Below are 12723 nucleotides of genomic sequence, written 5' to 3' on the forward strand. Positions count from 1 at the left end.
GCTTGGTTCGGGCTTTGGAATCCATCGGCCTTTGTGTAAATCGCCCTGATTTTTCGATGATTGTCGCAAGTCGACATAGCGTTCAGCAGGTTGCGGAATTTGTTCTGCTTCTGTTTTTCGTCTAAAGCGTCTGAAGTTTGTCTAGGATCAGCGTGACCACTCGTCACGGGATGCTGAGCCATAGTGCTTGAAGCGGAAAATAGCGGCTGCGCTGTGACAGGGTCTTGGTGCGGATGGCGAAGCCCATGGTGTCGATCATGCTTAGATTGACCATGGCCTGGGTCAGCCACGGATTGCGGTATCAAATCGGAGTCTGCTCACCGATGAAAATAGTCTTCGGGCTGGCCCTCGAAGAAGTCGCCGGCGTTTTCGAACACTAGCCGGTCGATGCGTCCGGTAACAATAATTTGCGTGCGCGATTGATATTCCTTGTGGGCAATACAGTTGTGCAGAGCTTCGAGGATGAGTGCGAGGCATCACCTGTTCGGTTTGTCCGTAGCGAGCGGGACTATTCGTCGTCTTCGGATAGATTTGCTGCCAACTCGGCAACCGCTTCTTCCGCGGCCAGATTGAAATCATCAAGTACATCAGGCCTGGTAAGCCATTCCAGGGTTTCGGCCTCTGTGGCGCCATAAGCCCACTCCCGATAATCAATCAAAAAGGATTGACTGAGCATCGCCATCGATTCGCAAGCATCGCCCGTCTCGACCAGTTCCTGTTGAAGGTCGGGGGCTGCCGATATGACATCGGCCAGAGCGATGAATAGCGCGACAAACAGCGCTTTGCGGCTTTGGTTTTCCGCTTCATGAAATTGGGTAAACAGAGTTTCGAAGAACTCAGCCGGATAGGCATCTGGTTCATCAGACAAATCGTCGAACAGGGCAGGGTGGTGAATGCTTCGGGCTACGCGCTGTTGCTTGGCTTTTACCTTGGCGCGTTTGGCTCGCTTTTGTTGCTTGGTCAGGGATGCCATAGGCTTCTGCCCTTTTCAGAAAAGAAATTCCGAGTATTAAAGCGCAAACGTGCGGCTGTTTTAAGGCCTCCGCCTGTAGGAATCAGTCGTAGAAGACAGCCGGAAATCGAGCGCCATCAAATCCCAGACATAAAAAAACCCTGAATCTCGCGATTCAGGGTTTTCGGTATTTGGTGCCCAGAGACGGAATCGAACCGCCGACACGGGGATTTTCAATCCCCTGCTCTACCGACTGAGCTATCTGGGCAACGGGGCGCATTAAACTGGTTTTTCAGGGGGTCGTCAAGAAAGTTTTCAAAAAAATTTTAATTATTACCGTCGCTTACGATCCACCCCCCGAAAAAGCGGGGTTATTCAGCCGGCGGAACGTAGCCTTCAGCCTTGGCGTATTCCTCGCCGGAAAAGAACTTGTCCATCTCGCCTTGAAGATATTTGCGATCTTCGGCATTCATCATGTTCAGGCGTTTTTCGTTGATGAGCAGGGTCTGGTGTTTCTGCCAGTCGGCCCAGGCCTTGGCCGAGACGTGGTCAAAAATGTCCTGACCTTTGGCGCCCGGAAATGGAGCGCGTTCCAGGGCGGGCAATTCTTCTTTGTACTTGCGGCACATGATGGTGCGGGTCATGACGACTCTCCTGCGTTCAATACGGCGGCCGCGCGTTCGAGCAAGGTTTTGACCGGGGCGGCAAGGCCCAGGCGCGGCGGGGTGGCGAGGTTATACCAGAGCCAGTCGGCCTCGGCCACGTGATGGCCAGCCTCCTGAACCTGAACCAGCCAGGGTTCGATGGATAACTGAAAGTGGCTGAAGGTGTGTACCAGGCTCGGCAGTGGCTGTTGGTCGCCCAGTTCCAGCGAGTGCTGCGAAGCCAGATGTTGCAGGTCGTCGAGGTCGTCGAGTTCCGGCAGGCTCCAGAGACCGCCCCACAGGCCCGTGGAAGGGCGACGGTAAAGCAGAATTGCCCCTTCACCGTTGGCGAGCATCGGCATCAGCGTGCGCTTCTGTGGCACGGCTTTGCGTGGTTTGGGAATCGGGTAGCGGGTTTCCAGGCCAAGCATGTGCGCCTCGCAGCCCTTTTCCAGCGGGCAGAGCAGGCAGCTCGGTTTGCTGCGGGTGCAGAGCGTGGCGCCCAGGTCCATCATCGCCTGGGTGTAGGCGTTGACCCGATCATGTGGCGTAAAGCGCTCAGCGTTGGCCCACAGCTGTTTGGCAACCTTGGGCTCGCCCGGATAACCCTCTTGCGCGGTAAAGCGCGCCAGCACCCGTTTGACGTTGCCATCGAGGATCGGCGCCCGCAGGCCCATGCTCAGGCTGGCAATCGCGCCAGCGGTGGACAGGCCGATACCCGGCAGATCTGTGAGCTTTTCCACATCACGGGGAAACTCGCCCCCATATTCGGCAACGATAATCTTCGCGGTCTTCTGCAAGTTGCGCGCGCGGGTGTAATAACCGAGACCGGTCCACAGGTGCAGCACTTCGTCTTCCGGCGCAGCGGCCAGGGCTTCGACCGTCGGCAACGACGCCATGAAACGGTCGAAGTAGTTCAGCACAGTGCTGACCTGGGTTTGCTGCAACATGATTTCCGAGACCCATACCCGGTAAGGGGTGATGCCCTGCTGCCAAGGCAAATCGTGGCGGCCGTGGCGGTCGTACCAATCCAGTACCGCCGTTGAAAACTGCTCGGCTCTCATCGCTTGAACAGCCCCTTGAGCGCGTCTTTCAGTTCCGGGCTGACTTTATCGCCAAGCTTTTCGTCGATTTTTTCGCTGATCCGCTCGCCAGCCAGTTTGCTCGCGACTTGTCCCATGCGTTCGTTGTCGACGCGGCAAGCCTTGGCACCCAGTTCCAGCGGACCACGGCAGCGCAGTGGCCACTCGATGCCGACGAAGCGCTCGCTGACCTGGCAGGCCGGGTCCGGCATGTCGCTCTTGTCGCCTTCGACGATCACGCCGACGCGGTAATCCATGCCCAGCACCCGCAGGTCGATGTCGCCGTTACCGTTGACGGTCATACCCGGGATGCGCACTTTAAGGTCGGGGTTGCTGGCCACGCCGTTGTGGAAGGTCAGGTTGCCCTTGAGCTCTTCGAACGGTGTGTCCTTGCCCCGTGGCTCGCCGGTGAGGGTTTTGCGATTCAGGGTGGCGATGCCTTTGCACAGTTGCTGTTCAAGATTGGCATTGAGCAGCACGCCGTTGTTGATGACGAAACTGGCGTTGCCGTTGAGGTTATCGATCAGCACGCTCTGGCTATTGCCGCTGCTGGTCAGCGTGCTATCGAGTGTAACCATGCCTTGAACCGGGGGATTTTTCCCCTGGCTTTCGAGGATTTTTTCTACAGGCACTTTGCTGATGCGCGTCTGCATGTTCAGCGCCGGCACTTGCTGGCGCACGTCCAGGGTACCTTTGGCTTCGAAGTTGCCGTCGTACAGGTCACCGCGCAGGTTCTCCAGCGTCAGCAGGCCGCCAAGGCCTGTGGCCTTGAGGGCCGCATTCTGAATCGGCAGTTTGTCGAGGGTCAGCTGGCCGAAGGTCAGGTCAGCGTTCACGTCGAGTTTGCTCAGACGCTCCACCGGCAACAGACGCTCGGTGCTCCACGGGCCTTTGGTCGGTGAGGGTGGCAGCGGTGAACTGCCTGCGCCGGCCATGGCCTCGTTCTCGGTGTTGGCCACTTCAGCCTGACGCACCTGTTTCGCGCTGTTGGCTTCGGCGGATTTTGGTGGCAAGTAACGATCGACGTTGAAGGTGTCAGCCTTGAGGTTCAGTCGCAGCGATTGCTTGGCGAAGTCCTCGACAGCAATGCGGCCGCTGAAAGTGCTGTCGTCGAGTTTCAGGTTGAGGTTGTCGAGGGACAAACTGGTCGGCGTGCCGGCAACCTGGCTGGCCAGTTCGACTTTGCTCAGGCTGCCTTCGGCCATCGCCGGGAGTTTCTGGCCGATGCTGTCGACGAATTTCGCCAGATCGAACTGGGCAATCGACAGGCCGCCGCTGATTTGCGGGGTCTTGTCGAGGTCGTTGGCCTTCAGTTCACCCAAGGCGCGCAGCTGGTTGGCGGAGATTTTGATGCCGGTCCATTCGGCGACGTTGGCGGCCTTGTCCAGCAGCAACTGACCTTGAGCGGCGAAGGTCATGGTCTTGCCTTGCAGCGGATCGCCTGCGACTTCACCGGAGAGTTTCATGTCTTCGAATTTGTAGCGCTGTAGCGCCCGCTCGAAACGCAACTCGCCGGCCAGCTCGGTCCGCACCCGCAGAACCGGTTGGTTGGTACCGAGAAATGCGGTGAGTTTGACCGGGATGTTGGTCGAGTCGTGCACGGGGCCGGTGCTCAGCTGGATGCTTTCGGCGCTGAACTGCTTGCCGGTTTTCTCATCGCTGTATTCAACGCGGGCGTTGTTAACGGTCAGGCTGTCGATGTCCAGGCGGATCGGCTGGGCCGGTTTTTCTGCTTGAGCGGTAGTCGTTGGCGCGGGTTCGCCGGTGGCGGCGGGCGGCGTGGCCGAGGTACTCGGGGTGGCAGGCGCCGGGACCTTGCCGATGTCTTCCCAATTGCCGTGGCCATCCTTGTCGCGGTTCAGGCGCAGGTTCAAGCCTTCGACGCGCACATCGCTCATTTGCACTTCGCGGCGCAGCAGCGGAATCACGCGGACCGACAGGCCGAGCATCTGCAAGTCGGCGAACGGTTCGGTAGGCTTGGCCAGGGTCGCAACACTGGCTTCGTGCAATTCCAGGCCTAGCCAGGGAAACAGGCTCCAGCCGATATCGCCATTGAGCGTCAGCTCGATGTGGGCCTTGTCGCGGGCAATCTGGCGAATCTCGTCTTTATAGTCGTTGGGATCGAAGAGGTGGGTCAGGGCAAAGCCCAGCGCCACAATGATCAGCAACAGCCCGAGAAGTACCAGACCCAGGATTTTGCCGAACGCTTTCATGGGCGAGTCCTTGTATTAGTCGAATTCGAAATTTAGCCGGGGAGTATAGCGCTCCGAAGTGGCTGACCGGTCAGCGATCACATCGGGAGCTCATCCAGCGGCACCTTCAGCTTAGCCGCCAGCGCTTGAGCTTCGAGGTGCCCGGCAGGCGCCAACAGCCGTAATGTCGCGCCCGATTGCGACGCCATTTTCTGCGCTTCGTTCACCAGACGCTCGGCAACGCCACGGCGACGAGTGATTTTTCGTACGCATAAATGGGACAGATGCCAAGCGTCCTGGTGTCGTTGCAAGCGTGCCGCACCCAACAGCCGATCGTTGAATCGTCCGGCGATCAGCGAACCGTCCTGCAGGCAGCCTTCGATCAACTGCCTATCCCCTGTGAATGGCGCAAACAGCCAGTCCGGTGCGTCGCGGTAGATCTTCTGCAGATCTTGCTGATCCTGGTAAGTGGCTTCGTTCAGCAGCTCGACAATGATCGGCATGGCGCTTCCTTTGAAAAGTTAATGCGGGTGAACACATGTTCGTTCAGTGGTACGAGATCGGACGACGTACAAAAAGGTGATATCAGTTTGGTTTTTCTGTCACCTGCAAATGGTAACCTCTGCCCGTTCGTCCGTCCCTTCTGCGACGTGATGTCGCACCAAAATGGAGCTTCACCTAAAAAAAGTCATGCCTGCGTGCATTAAGGCTGGGGGTGAAGTACGGCTGGCGAACAATACTAATAATTGGGGGAAACACCATGACTACGAGCATCACGGCGGACGGCATCAAAGCCGACCAGCCCGCGTTCCTGTCCAAGGAGCGCATCATCGCCAGGCCCGGTTTCAACCGTTGGCTGGTACCACCGGCCGCTCTGGCCATCCACCTGTGCATCGGCATGGCCTACGGCTTTTCGGTGTTCTGGTTGCCGTTGTCCAAAGCCTTGGGCGTCACCAAGGCCGTGACTTGCGCGCCGGACATGAGCTTCATCGCTCAGGTCTTTTCGTCTCAATGCGACTGGCCGATCTCGATGCTCGGCTGGATCTACACCCTGTTCTTCATCTTCCTTGGCTGCTCGGCAGCGATCTGGGGCGGCTGGCTGGAACACGCAGGTCCTCGCAAGGCCGGTGTGGTATCGGCACTGTGCTGGTGTGGTGGTCTGCTGATTTCGGCGCTGGGGGTCTATACCCACCAGATCTGGCTGATGTGGATCGGCTCCGGGGTCATTGGTGGTATCGGCCTGGGGCTGGGTTACATCTCGCCGGTCTCGACCCTGATCAAGTGGTTCCCGGACAAGCGCGGCATGGCAACCGGCATGGCGATCATGGGCTTCGGTGGAGGCGCGATGGTGGGTGCTCCACTGGCAGCCGCGCTGATGGGGCACTTCGCTTCGCCAACCAGCGTGGGCGTATGGCAGAGCTTCCTGGTAATGGCCGCGATCTACTTCGTGTTCATGATCGGTGGCGCGCTGTCCTACCGCGTTCCGCCAACCGGCTGGAAGCCTGAAGGCTGGACTGCTCCGGCAAAAAAAGCCTCGAACGCGATGATCACTCACCGTCACGTGCACGTGAATGTGGCGTGGAAGACCCCGCAATTCCGTCTGGTGTGGCTGGTGTTGTGCCTGAACGTTTCTGCGGGTATCGGCATCCTCGGCATGGCTTCGCCGCTGTTGCAGGAAGTGTTTGCCGGCACGTTGTTGGGTAACGGCCTGACATTCGGTCAGCTGGACGCTTCGCAACTGGCCTCGATCGCGGCGATTGCTGCCGGTTTCACTGGTTTGTTGAGTCTGTTCAACATCGGCGGCCGGTTCTTCTGGGCCTCGTTCTCGGATTACCTGGGTCGCAAAAACACCTATTTCGTGTTCTTCGCCCTGGGTTTTGCCCTGTACGCGCTGATCCCGAACCTCGGTCACCTGGGCAACGTTGCGCTGTTCGTGGCTGCGTTCTGCATCATTCTGTCGATGTACGGCGGTGGTTTTGCGACGGTGCCGGCGTATCTGGCTGACCTGTTCGGTACGCAAATGGTCGGCGCGATCCACGGTCGTTTGCTGACGGCGTGGGCGGCGGCGGGTGTGTTGGGGCCGGTGTTGGTGAACTACCTGCGTGAATATCAGCTGAGCATCGGCGTTGAACGCGCTGCGGCATACGACATCACCCTGTACATCCTCGCGGGCCTGCTGGTGTTGGGTTTCATCTGCAACCTGCTGGTGCGTCCGGTGGCCGACAAGTACTTCATGACCGAGGCCGAACTGGCCGCCGAACAAGCGCTGGGCCACGACAAAGGTGCTGACGCCAGCACTGTGTTGGAGTGGAAAGCGGATGCGGGTACCAAGCCTTTGGCGGTGGCTGCGTGGCTGGTTGTGGGCATTCCGTTGGCATGGGGTGTTTGGGTGACGTTGCAGAAGACTGCGGTGTTGTTTCACTAAGCACCGTTTGTGCCTGACAGGTTTGTGTCAGGCACATTTGTTTATGCCCGAAAAGATCGCAGCCTTCGGCAGCTCCTACAGTCAGTGTTCACATAGCATCGTGTGGATGCGGTCGGTGTAGGAGCTGCCGGAGGCTGCGATCTTTTTGCTTGTACTGACATGTCTATCCCCGACAGCAGGGGAGTCAGTCCGTCAGTGATATCACCTCTCGTGTTTCTGTTTAGCGCCCGCGACCCTATAATGGCTGCCTTTTTCGCCCCAATGATTTTTGCGGAGCTGGTGATGGCCGAACGTATGGCGTCTGTCGAGCGCGACACTCTGGAAACCCAGATCAAAGCCTCGATCAACCTGGATGGCACCGGAAAGGCCCGATTTGATATCGGTGTACCTTTTCTTGAGCACATGCTGGACCAGATCGCCCGTCACGGGCTGATCGACCTGGATATTGTCAGCAAGGGCGACCTGCATATCGACGACCACCACACGGTGGAAGACGTCGGTATCACCCTGGGTCAAGCCTTCACCAAAGCCATCGGCGACAAGAAAGGCATTCGTCGCTACGGCCACGCCTACGTGCCGCTCGATGAAGCGCTGTCGCGTGTGGTGATCGACTTCTCCGGTCGTCCTGGCCTGCAGATGCATGTTCCTTATACCCGCGCGACCGTCGGCGGTTTCGACGTTGACCTGTTCCAGGAATTTTTCCAGGGCTTCGTCAACCACGCCAACGTCACCCTGCACATCGACAACCTGCGTGGGCACAACACCCACCACCAGATCGAAACCGTGTTCAAGGCTTTCGGCCGCGCCCTGCGCATGGCCGTAGAGCTGGATGACCGCATGGCCGGTCAGATGCCGTCGACCAAAGGCGTTCTGTAATGCAGACGGTCGCGGTTATCGATTACGGCATGGGCAACCTGCACTCGGTGGCCAAGGCCCTCGAGCACGTCGGTGCCGGCAAGGTACTGATCACCAGCGATGCCGATGTGATTCGTGAAGCCGACCGGGTGGTTTTCCCCGGCGTTGGTGCGATTCGCGATTGCATGGCGGAGATCCGTCGCCTGGGCTTCGACTCGCTGGTGCGTGAAGTCAGCCAGGACCGTCCGTTCCTCGGCATCTGCGTGGGCATGCAAGCCTTGCTCGACAGCAGCGAAGAGAACGATGGCGTGGACTGTATTGGCCTGTTCCCGGGTCAGGTGAAGTTCTTCGGCAAGGATTTGCACGAAGACGGCGAACACTTGAAAGTGCCGCACATGGGCTGGAACGAAGTGAAGCAGACGGTAGAACACCCGCTGTGGCACAACATTCCGGACCTGGCGCGTTTCTACTTCGTGCACAGCTACTACATCGCTGCCGGCAATGCGCGGCAGGTGGTGGGTAGCGGTCACTACGGGGTCGATTTCGCCGCAGCGCTGGCCGACGGCTCGCGTTTCGCCGTGCAGTTCCACCCGGAGAAGAGCCATACCCATGGCCTGCAATTACTGCAGAACTTCGCGGCGTGGGATGGTCGCTGGTAAATGGCCGTCAAGAAGGGCAAGCCGCCGATCCTGAGCCTCACTCCCGAGCAGGAGAACGAGGCCAATCACAAGATCAAACGCTTCATGGAGGATCGCTTCGAGCTGGACCTGGGGTCGTTCGAAGCGGCTGAAATCCTTGAGCTGTTTACCCGCGAAATTGCTCCGCACTATTACAACAGGGCGATTTTCGATGTGCAGACGCACCTCAAAGAGAGGTTCGAAAGCATCGAAAGCGACCTGTGGGCGCTCGAGAAAAACTGATTTCCGAGCCAAGCTGAACACTCGAATTTGAAGGTTTGCCAGATGCTGATTATTCCCGCTATCGATCTCAAAGACGGTGCCTGTGTTCGTCTGCGCCAGGGCCGCATGGAAGATTCCACGGTGTTCTCCGATGACCCGGTGAGCATGGCTGCCAAGTGGGTGGAAGGCGGTTGCCGCCGTCTGCATCTGGTCGACCTGAACGGTGCTTTCGAAGGCCAGCCGGTCAACGGCGAAGTAGTCACCGCCATCGCCAAGCGCTACCCGAACCTGCCGATTCAGATCGGCGGCGGTATCCGCTCGCTGGAAACCATTGAACACTACGTGAAAGCGGGCGTGAGCTACGTGATCATCGGCACCAAGGCCGTGAAAGATCCGGCTTTCGTTGCAGAAGCCTGCCGCGCGTTTCCGGGCAAAGTGATCGTCGGTCTGGATGCCAAAGACGGTTTTGTCGCCACCGACGGCTGGGCTGAAATCAGCACCATTCAGGTGATCGACCTGGCCAGGCAATTCGAGGCCGACGGCGTGTCCGCGATCGTTTATACCGACATCGCCAAAGACGGCATGATGCAGGGCTGCAACGTTTCGTACACCGCCGCTTTGGCCGCGGCGACGAAGATTCCGGTGATCGCTTCCGGCGGTATCCACAATCTGGGTGACATCAAGTCGCTGCTCGACGCCAAGGCGCCAGGCATCATCGGCGCCATCACCGGCCGGGCGATTTACGAAGGCACCCTCGATGTCGCGCAAGCGCAAGCTTTCTGCGATTCGTACAAAGGCTGAGGACTCACCATGGCGCTGGCCAAACGCATCATCCCTTGCCTGGACGTGGATAACGGCCGGGTGGTCAAGGGCGTCAAGTTTGAGAATATTCGCGACGCCGGCGACCCGGTGGAAATAGCCCGTCGCTACGACGAGCAAGGTGCCGACGAGATTACCTTTCTCGACATCACCGCCAGCGTCGACGGTCGCGACACCACGCTGCATACCGTCGAACGCATGGCCAGCCAGGTGTTCATCCCGCTGACCGTCGGCGGCGGCGTGCGTACCGTGCAGGACATCCGTAACTTGCTCAATGCCGGTGCGGACAAGGTCTCGATCAACACCGCAGCAGTGTTCAACCCGGAATTCGTCGGCGAAGCAGCTCAGCATTTCGGCTCGCAGTGCATCGTCGTCGCCATCGACGCGAAGAAAGTGTCCGGTCCGGGCGAAACCCCGCGCTGGGAAATCTTCACCCATGGCGGTCGCAAGCCAACCGGCCTCGACGCCGTTGAGTGGGCGAAGAAGATGGAAGGCCTCGGCGCCGGCGAAATCCTGCTGACCAGCATGGACCAGGACGGCATGAAAAACGGCTTTGACCTGGGTGTCACCCGCGCCATCAGTGATGCGCTGGGGATTCCGGTGATCGCGTCCGGCGGTGTTGGCAACCTGCAGCACTTGGCCGACGGCATCCTTGAAGGCCACGCCAGCGCGGTGTTGGCGGCGAGTATTTTCCACTTCGGCGAATACACCGTGCAGGAAGCCAAGGCTTACATGGCTCATCGCGGCATCGTGATGCGTTAAACAGGCCAGTGGACAGTATGGCGGGCTCAAGGCACTCTTGGGCACGCCATGGATTCTGGTAGCCCGACATGCTTAAACGTCTTCTTCTTGTCCTCGCCAGCGCTTCTCTGTTGTTCATCAACGGAGTTCACGCCGAAGAAAATCCCGGCACCGGTCTGGTGTTGCTGACGGAAAACTTCCCGCCGTACAACATGGCGAAGAACGGCAAGAATTTTGCTCAGGACGAGAACATCAATGGCATCGCCGTGGATATCGTCCGCGAGATGTTCAAACGCGCCGACATTACCTACAGCCTGACACTGCGTTTCCCTTGGGAGCGAATCTACAAACTCGCCCTGGAAAAACCTGGCTATGGCGTGTTCGTGATAGCACGGTTGCCGGACCGCGAGAAACTCTTCAAGTGGGTCGGCCCTATCGGCCCGGACGACTGGATCCTGCTGGCCAAGGCCGATAGCAAGATCACCCTCGAGTCGCTGGAGCAGGCGCGCAAGTACAAGATCGGCGCCTACAAGGGCGATGCGATTGCCGAGACACTGGCCAAGCAAGGATTGAAACCGATTGTTGTGCTGCGCGATCAAGATAACGCCAAAAAACTGGTCAACGGCCAGATTGATCTGTGGGCCACGGGTGACCCGGCAGGCCGCTACCTGGCGCGCCAGGAAGGCGTGAACGGGCTCAAGACCGTGCTGCGCTTCAACAGCGCCGAGCTCTACCTGGCGCTGAACAAGGACGTGCCGGACGAAACCGTCGCCAAGCTGCAAGCGGCGCTGGATCAACTGCGCAAGGAAGGCATTGTTGACGACATCATGGGGCGCTATCTGTAGCAATTACCTCGATGGGGTCTGAAGCGCAGCGTCCGGCGTCGCGCTCAAGTACATGGCGCTTGTAAACACGTTATTCAATGTCGCCCTTGTCAGCTGCTGTTCCCGTGAGGCGACACCGATAATACAGAGCGCATAGGCGCCGCTTTGTGGTCCGATTTCAGTATTGATGTAAGCATCTTCAGCGCGGATGGCGGCGCTATAGTTGCGTGGCGCCTGACAATCCTGAGCGTTATGGACCGTTTTGTAGCGGTAGAAGGGCGCCTCGAGGGAGAACCTGAAGTCCCACGTAGGCAATACGATCTGCTCATCCGCATTTTGCGTTCTATAAACGTATGACTTGAGCTTCCAGGGCTCCATGACAGTCAGTTCGACCGGCTCCAACGAACACTGCGCCCCATCGCGGGTAAAAACACCGTCAATAAAGCACTTGTGCAGGAAGTTGGCCGAGTAGCTGTAGTTGAAACGGGCGGCCTTGCAAGACGTCGAGTGCTTACAATCGGGCGGCGCCGGGGTATTGCGCGAGATCCCGACTTTACTGACGATGCCGGTGATTTCATTGGTGCGGCGGATCAGCATCGGGCTACCGGAGCTGCCAGCGTGAAGATCGCAGCTGTTTTTCATGGCCAAAGGGAAAACCCCAGGGTGATCGATAAACGTTCCGGCGGTTTGTTCAGCACAGGCGCTCAATCGAAGCCCCTGTTCGGTAAAGCCGCCCGGCGCGCCAACGTTAAGCGCATCCTGACTTTCGTAGGTTTGATGGGAGGCCAGCTTGAGCGGGTTGATCCCGGCCTGTATCAGCGACGCCAATGTTGCGTCTACTTCCAGTACTGCAAGATCGGTCCCGACCAGACTGCTCCATCGGGCAGTTCGGATGGCGTATTGGCGCTTGCGCTGTGGTACGTCATGGAAGTAGCGGAAGGTGACGCTGGCTTTCAAAGGCAGATTGGTCCGCGCCGAACCGTACCCAAAGAATACGCAATGACCGCTGGTGAGCAGGTAAGCAGGGCCGGTGGCTCGGCCTTGCCTGTTTCGCGTATCCAGTAGAACGGCGCTGCAAGTCTCGCCCGAGTGGAGACTGAGTCGTCCCACGCCGCTCCAGATTTCATAAAAATGTTCGCTGTTTTGCAGTGCCCTTGACGGTGAGTCGTTGACAGCGCCTTCGCCCAGGTCGCGGGCCTGCACGGCGGAAATAGCCAGCAGGCCAATCAGGCCGGTGAAGCAAAACAAGCTGAGATATTTCATGTCCATTCCTTGGTGATGAAATTCGGG

Annotated in this window: 14 protein-coding genes and 1 tRNA gene; 8 read left to right on the plus strand and 7 right to left on the minus strand. The window is 58.6% G+C overall.

The features are described 5' to 3' along the window. The first annotated feature begins 257 nt into the window (after nt 1–257). Nucleotides 258–380 carry a hypothetical protein gene (locus ACZ89R_RS19885; RefSeq protein WP_259698701.1) on the plus strand — a complete coding sequence of 41 codons (123 nt, stop codon included), beginning with the start codon at nt 258–260 and terminating at the stop codon, nt 378–380. Between the two features lie 128 nt (nt 381–508). Here the strand turns inward: ACZ89R_RS19885 and ACZ89R_RS19890 are convergent, their stop codons facing one another. From ACZ89R_RS19890 to ACZ89R_RS19915, 6 genes are all read right to left on the minus strand, one after another. Next, nucleotides 509–973, minus strand: a complete 465-nt coding sequence (locus ACZ89R_RS19890; RefSeq protein ID WP_429544825.1) for a hypothetical protein — start codon at nt 971–973, stop codon at nt 509–511. A gap of 171 nt (nt 974–1144) precedes the next feature. After that, nucleotides 1145–1220 (minus strand) — tRNA-Phe (locus ACZ89R_RS19895). 103 nt (nt 1221–1323) lie between these two features. Further along, nucleotides 1324–1596 carry an oxidative damage protection protein gene (locus ACZ89R_RS19900; RefSeq protein WP_007897448.1) on the minus strand — a complete coding sequence of 91 codons (273 nt, stop codon included), beginning with the start codon at nt 1594–1596 and terminating at the stop codon, nt 1324–1326. Next, nucleotides 1593–2660: an A/G-specific adenine glycosylase gene (mutY, locus tag ACZ89R_RS19905; protein WP_429544824.1), complete on the minus strand. Its 1068-nt coding sequence runs from the start codon at nt 2658–2660 to the stop codon at nt 1593–1595. Before mutY ends, ACZ89R_RS19900 begins: the two co-directional genes overlap by 4 nt. Further along, nucleotides 2657–4891, minus strand: a complete 2235-nt coding sequence (locus tag ACZ89R_RS19910) for an AsmA family protein (protein ID WP_429544823.1) — start codon at nt 4889–4891, stop codon at nt 2657–2659. Before ACZ89R_RS19910 ends, mutY begins: the two co-directional genes overlap by 4 nt. A 77-nt stretch (nt 4892–4968) precedes the next feature. After that, entirely contained in the window at nt 4969–5373 is a 405-nt protein-coding gene (locus ACZ89R_RS19915; RefSeq protein WP_429544822.1) for an acetyl-CoA sensor PanZ family protein, read from the minus strand. Between the two features lie 257 nt (nt 5374–5630). On the opposite strand from ACZ89R_RS19915, the gene ACZ89R_RS19920 reads away from it, so the two are divergent. From ACZ89R_RS19920 to ACZ89R_RS19950, 7 genes are all read left to right on the plus strand, one after another. After that, the gene (locus ACZ89R_RS19920; RefSeq protein ID WP_429542152.1) at nt 5631–7295 is read left to right on the plus strand and encodes an OFA family MFS transporter; all 1665 of its coding nucleotides are present in this window, start codon (nt 5631–5633) and stop codon (nt 7293–7295) included. A gap of 282 nt (nt 7296–7577) precedes the next feature. Continuing rightward, nucleotides 7578–8171 (plus strand): imidazoleglycerol-phosphate dehydratase HisB, encoded by a 594-nt coding sequence (gene hisB, locus ACZ89R_RS19925; protein ID WP_007939452.1) that lies wholly within the window; start codon nt 7578–7580, stop codon nt 8169–8171. After that, nucleotides 8171–8809, plus strand: coding sequence for an imidazole glycerol phosphate synthase subunit HisH (gene hisH / locus ACZ89R_RS19930; RefSeq protein ID WP_123500044.1), 639 nt, complete (start codon nt 8171–8173; stop codon nt 8807–8809). Before hisB ends, hisH begins: the two co-directional genes overlap by 1 nt. Continuing rightward, a complete protein-coding gene (locus ACZ89R_RS19935) occupies nt 8810–9070 on the plus strand; it encodes a DUF2164 domain-containing protein (protein ID WP_429387942.1) in 261 nt (86 codons plus the stop codon). Between the two features lie 42 nt (nt 9071–9112). Continuing rightward, entirely contained in the window at nt 9113–9850 is a 738-nt protein-coding gene (gene hisA / locus ACZ89R_RS19940) for a 1-(5-phosphoribosyl)-5-[(5-phosphoribosylamino)methylideneamino]imidazole-4-carboxamide isomerase (RefSeq protein ID WP_305447824.1), read from the plus strand. A gap of 9 nt (nt 9851–9859) precedes the next feature. Continuing rightward, nucleotides 9860–10630: an imidazole glycerol phosphate synthase subunit HisF gene (gene hisF, locus ACZ89R_RS19945; protein WP_007897430.1), complete on the plus strand. Its 771-nt coding sequence runs from the start codon at nt 9860–9862 to the stop codon at nt 10628–10630. Nucleotides 10631–10698: 68 nt separating this feature from the next. After that, a complete protein-coding gene (locus ACZ89R_RS19950; RefSeq protein WP_429544821.1) occupies nt 10699–11454 on the plus strand; it encodes a substrate-binding periplasmic protein in 756 nt (251 codons plus the stop codon). 3 nt (nt 11455–11457) lie between these two features. Here the strand turns inward: ACZ89R_RS19950 and ACZ89R_RS19955 are convergent, their stop codons facing one another. Then, a complete protein-coding gene (locus ACZ89R_RS19955) occupies nt 11458–12696 on the minus strand; it encodes a trypsin-like serine peptidase (RefSeq protein WP_429544820.1) in 1239 nt (412 codons plus the stop codon). Between the last annotated feature and the right edge of the window lie 27 nt (nt 12697–12723).

The sequence above is a fragment of the Pseudomonas sp. TE3728 genome (assembly GCF_056279145.1).

Excerpts from the sequence above, each read along its gene's own strand:
- hisA (WP_305447824.1), top strand. The coding sequence starts at position 9,113 with ATGCTGATTATTCCCGCTATCGATCTCAAAGACGGTGCCTGTGTTCGT.
- ACZ89R_RS19885 (WP_259698701.1), top strand. The coding sequence starts at position 258 with ATGCTTAGATTGACCATGGCCTGGGTCAGCCACGGATTGCGGTATCAA.
- ACZ89R_RS19950 (WP_429544821.1), top strand. The coding sequence starts at position 10,699 with ATGCTTAAACGTCTTCTTCTTGTCCTCGCCAGCGCTTCTCTGTTGTTC.
- ACZ89R_RS19890 (WP_429544825.1), bottom strand. The coding sequence starts at position 973 with ATGGCATCCCTGACCAAGCAACAAAAGCGAGCCAAACGCGCCAAGGTA.
- ACZ89R_RS19910 (WP_429544823.1), bottom strand. The coding sequence starts at position 4,891 with ATGAAAGCGTTCGGCAAAATCCTGGGTCTGGTACTTCTCGGGCTGTTG.
- ACZ89R_RS19935 (WP_429387942.1), top strand. The coding sequence starts at position 8,810 with ATGGCCGTCAAGAAGGGCAAGCCGCCGATCCTGAGCCTCACTCCCGAG.
- ACZ89R_RS19900 (WP_007897448.1), bottom strand. The coding sequence starts at position 1,596 with ATGACCCGCACCATCATGTGCCGCAAGTACAAAGAAGAATTGCCCGCC.
- mutY (WP_429544824.1), bottom strand. The coding sequence starts at position 2,660 with ATGAGAGCCGAGCAGTTTTCAACGGCGGTACTGGATTGGTACGACCGC.
- ACZ89R_RS19920 (WP_429542152.1), top strand. The coding sequence starts at position 5,631 with ATGACTACGAGCATCACGGCGGACGGCATCAAAGCCGACCAGCCCGCG.
- hisF (WP_007897430.1), top strand. The coding sequence starts at position 9,860 with ATGGCGCTGGCCAAACGCATCATCCCTTGCCTGGACGTGGATAACGGC.
- hisH (WP_123500044.1), top strand. The coding sequence starts at position 8,171 with ATGCAGACGGTCGCGGTTATCGATTACGGCATGGGCAACCTGCACTCG.
- hisB (WP_007939452.1), top strand. The coding sequence starts at position 7,578 with ATGGCCGAACGTATGGCGTCTGTCGAGCGCGACACTCTGGAAACCCAG.
- ACZ89R_RS19955 (WP_429544820.1), bottom strand. The coding sequence starts at position 12,696 with ATGAAATATCTCAGCTTGTTTTGCTTCACCGGCCTGATTGGCCTGCTG.
- ACZ89R_RS19915 (WP_429544822.1), bottom strand. The coding sequence starts at position 5,373 with ATGCCGATCATTGTCGAGCTGCTGAACGAAGCCACTTACCAGGATCAG.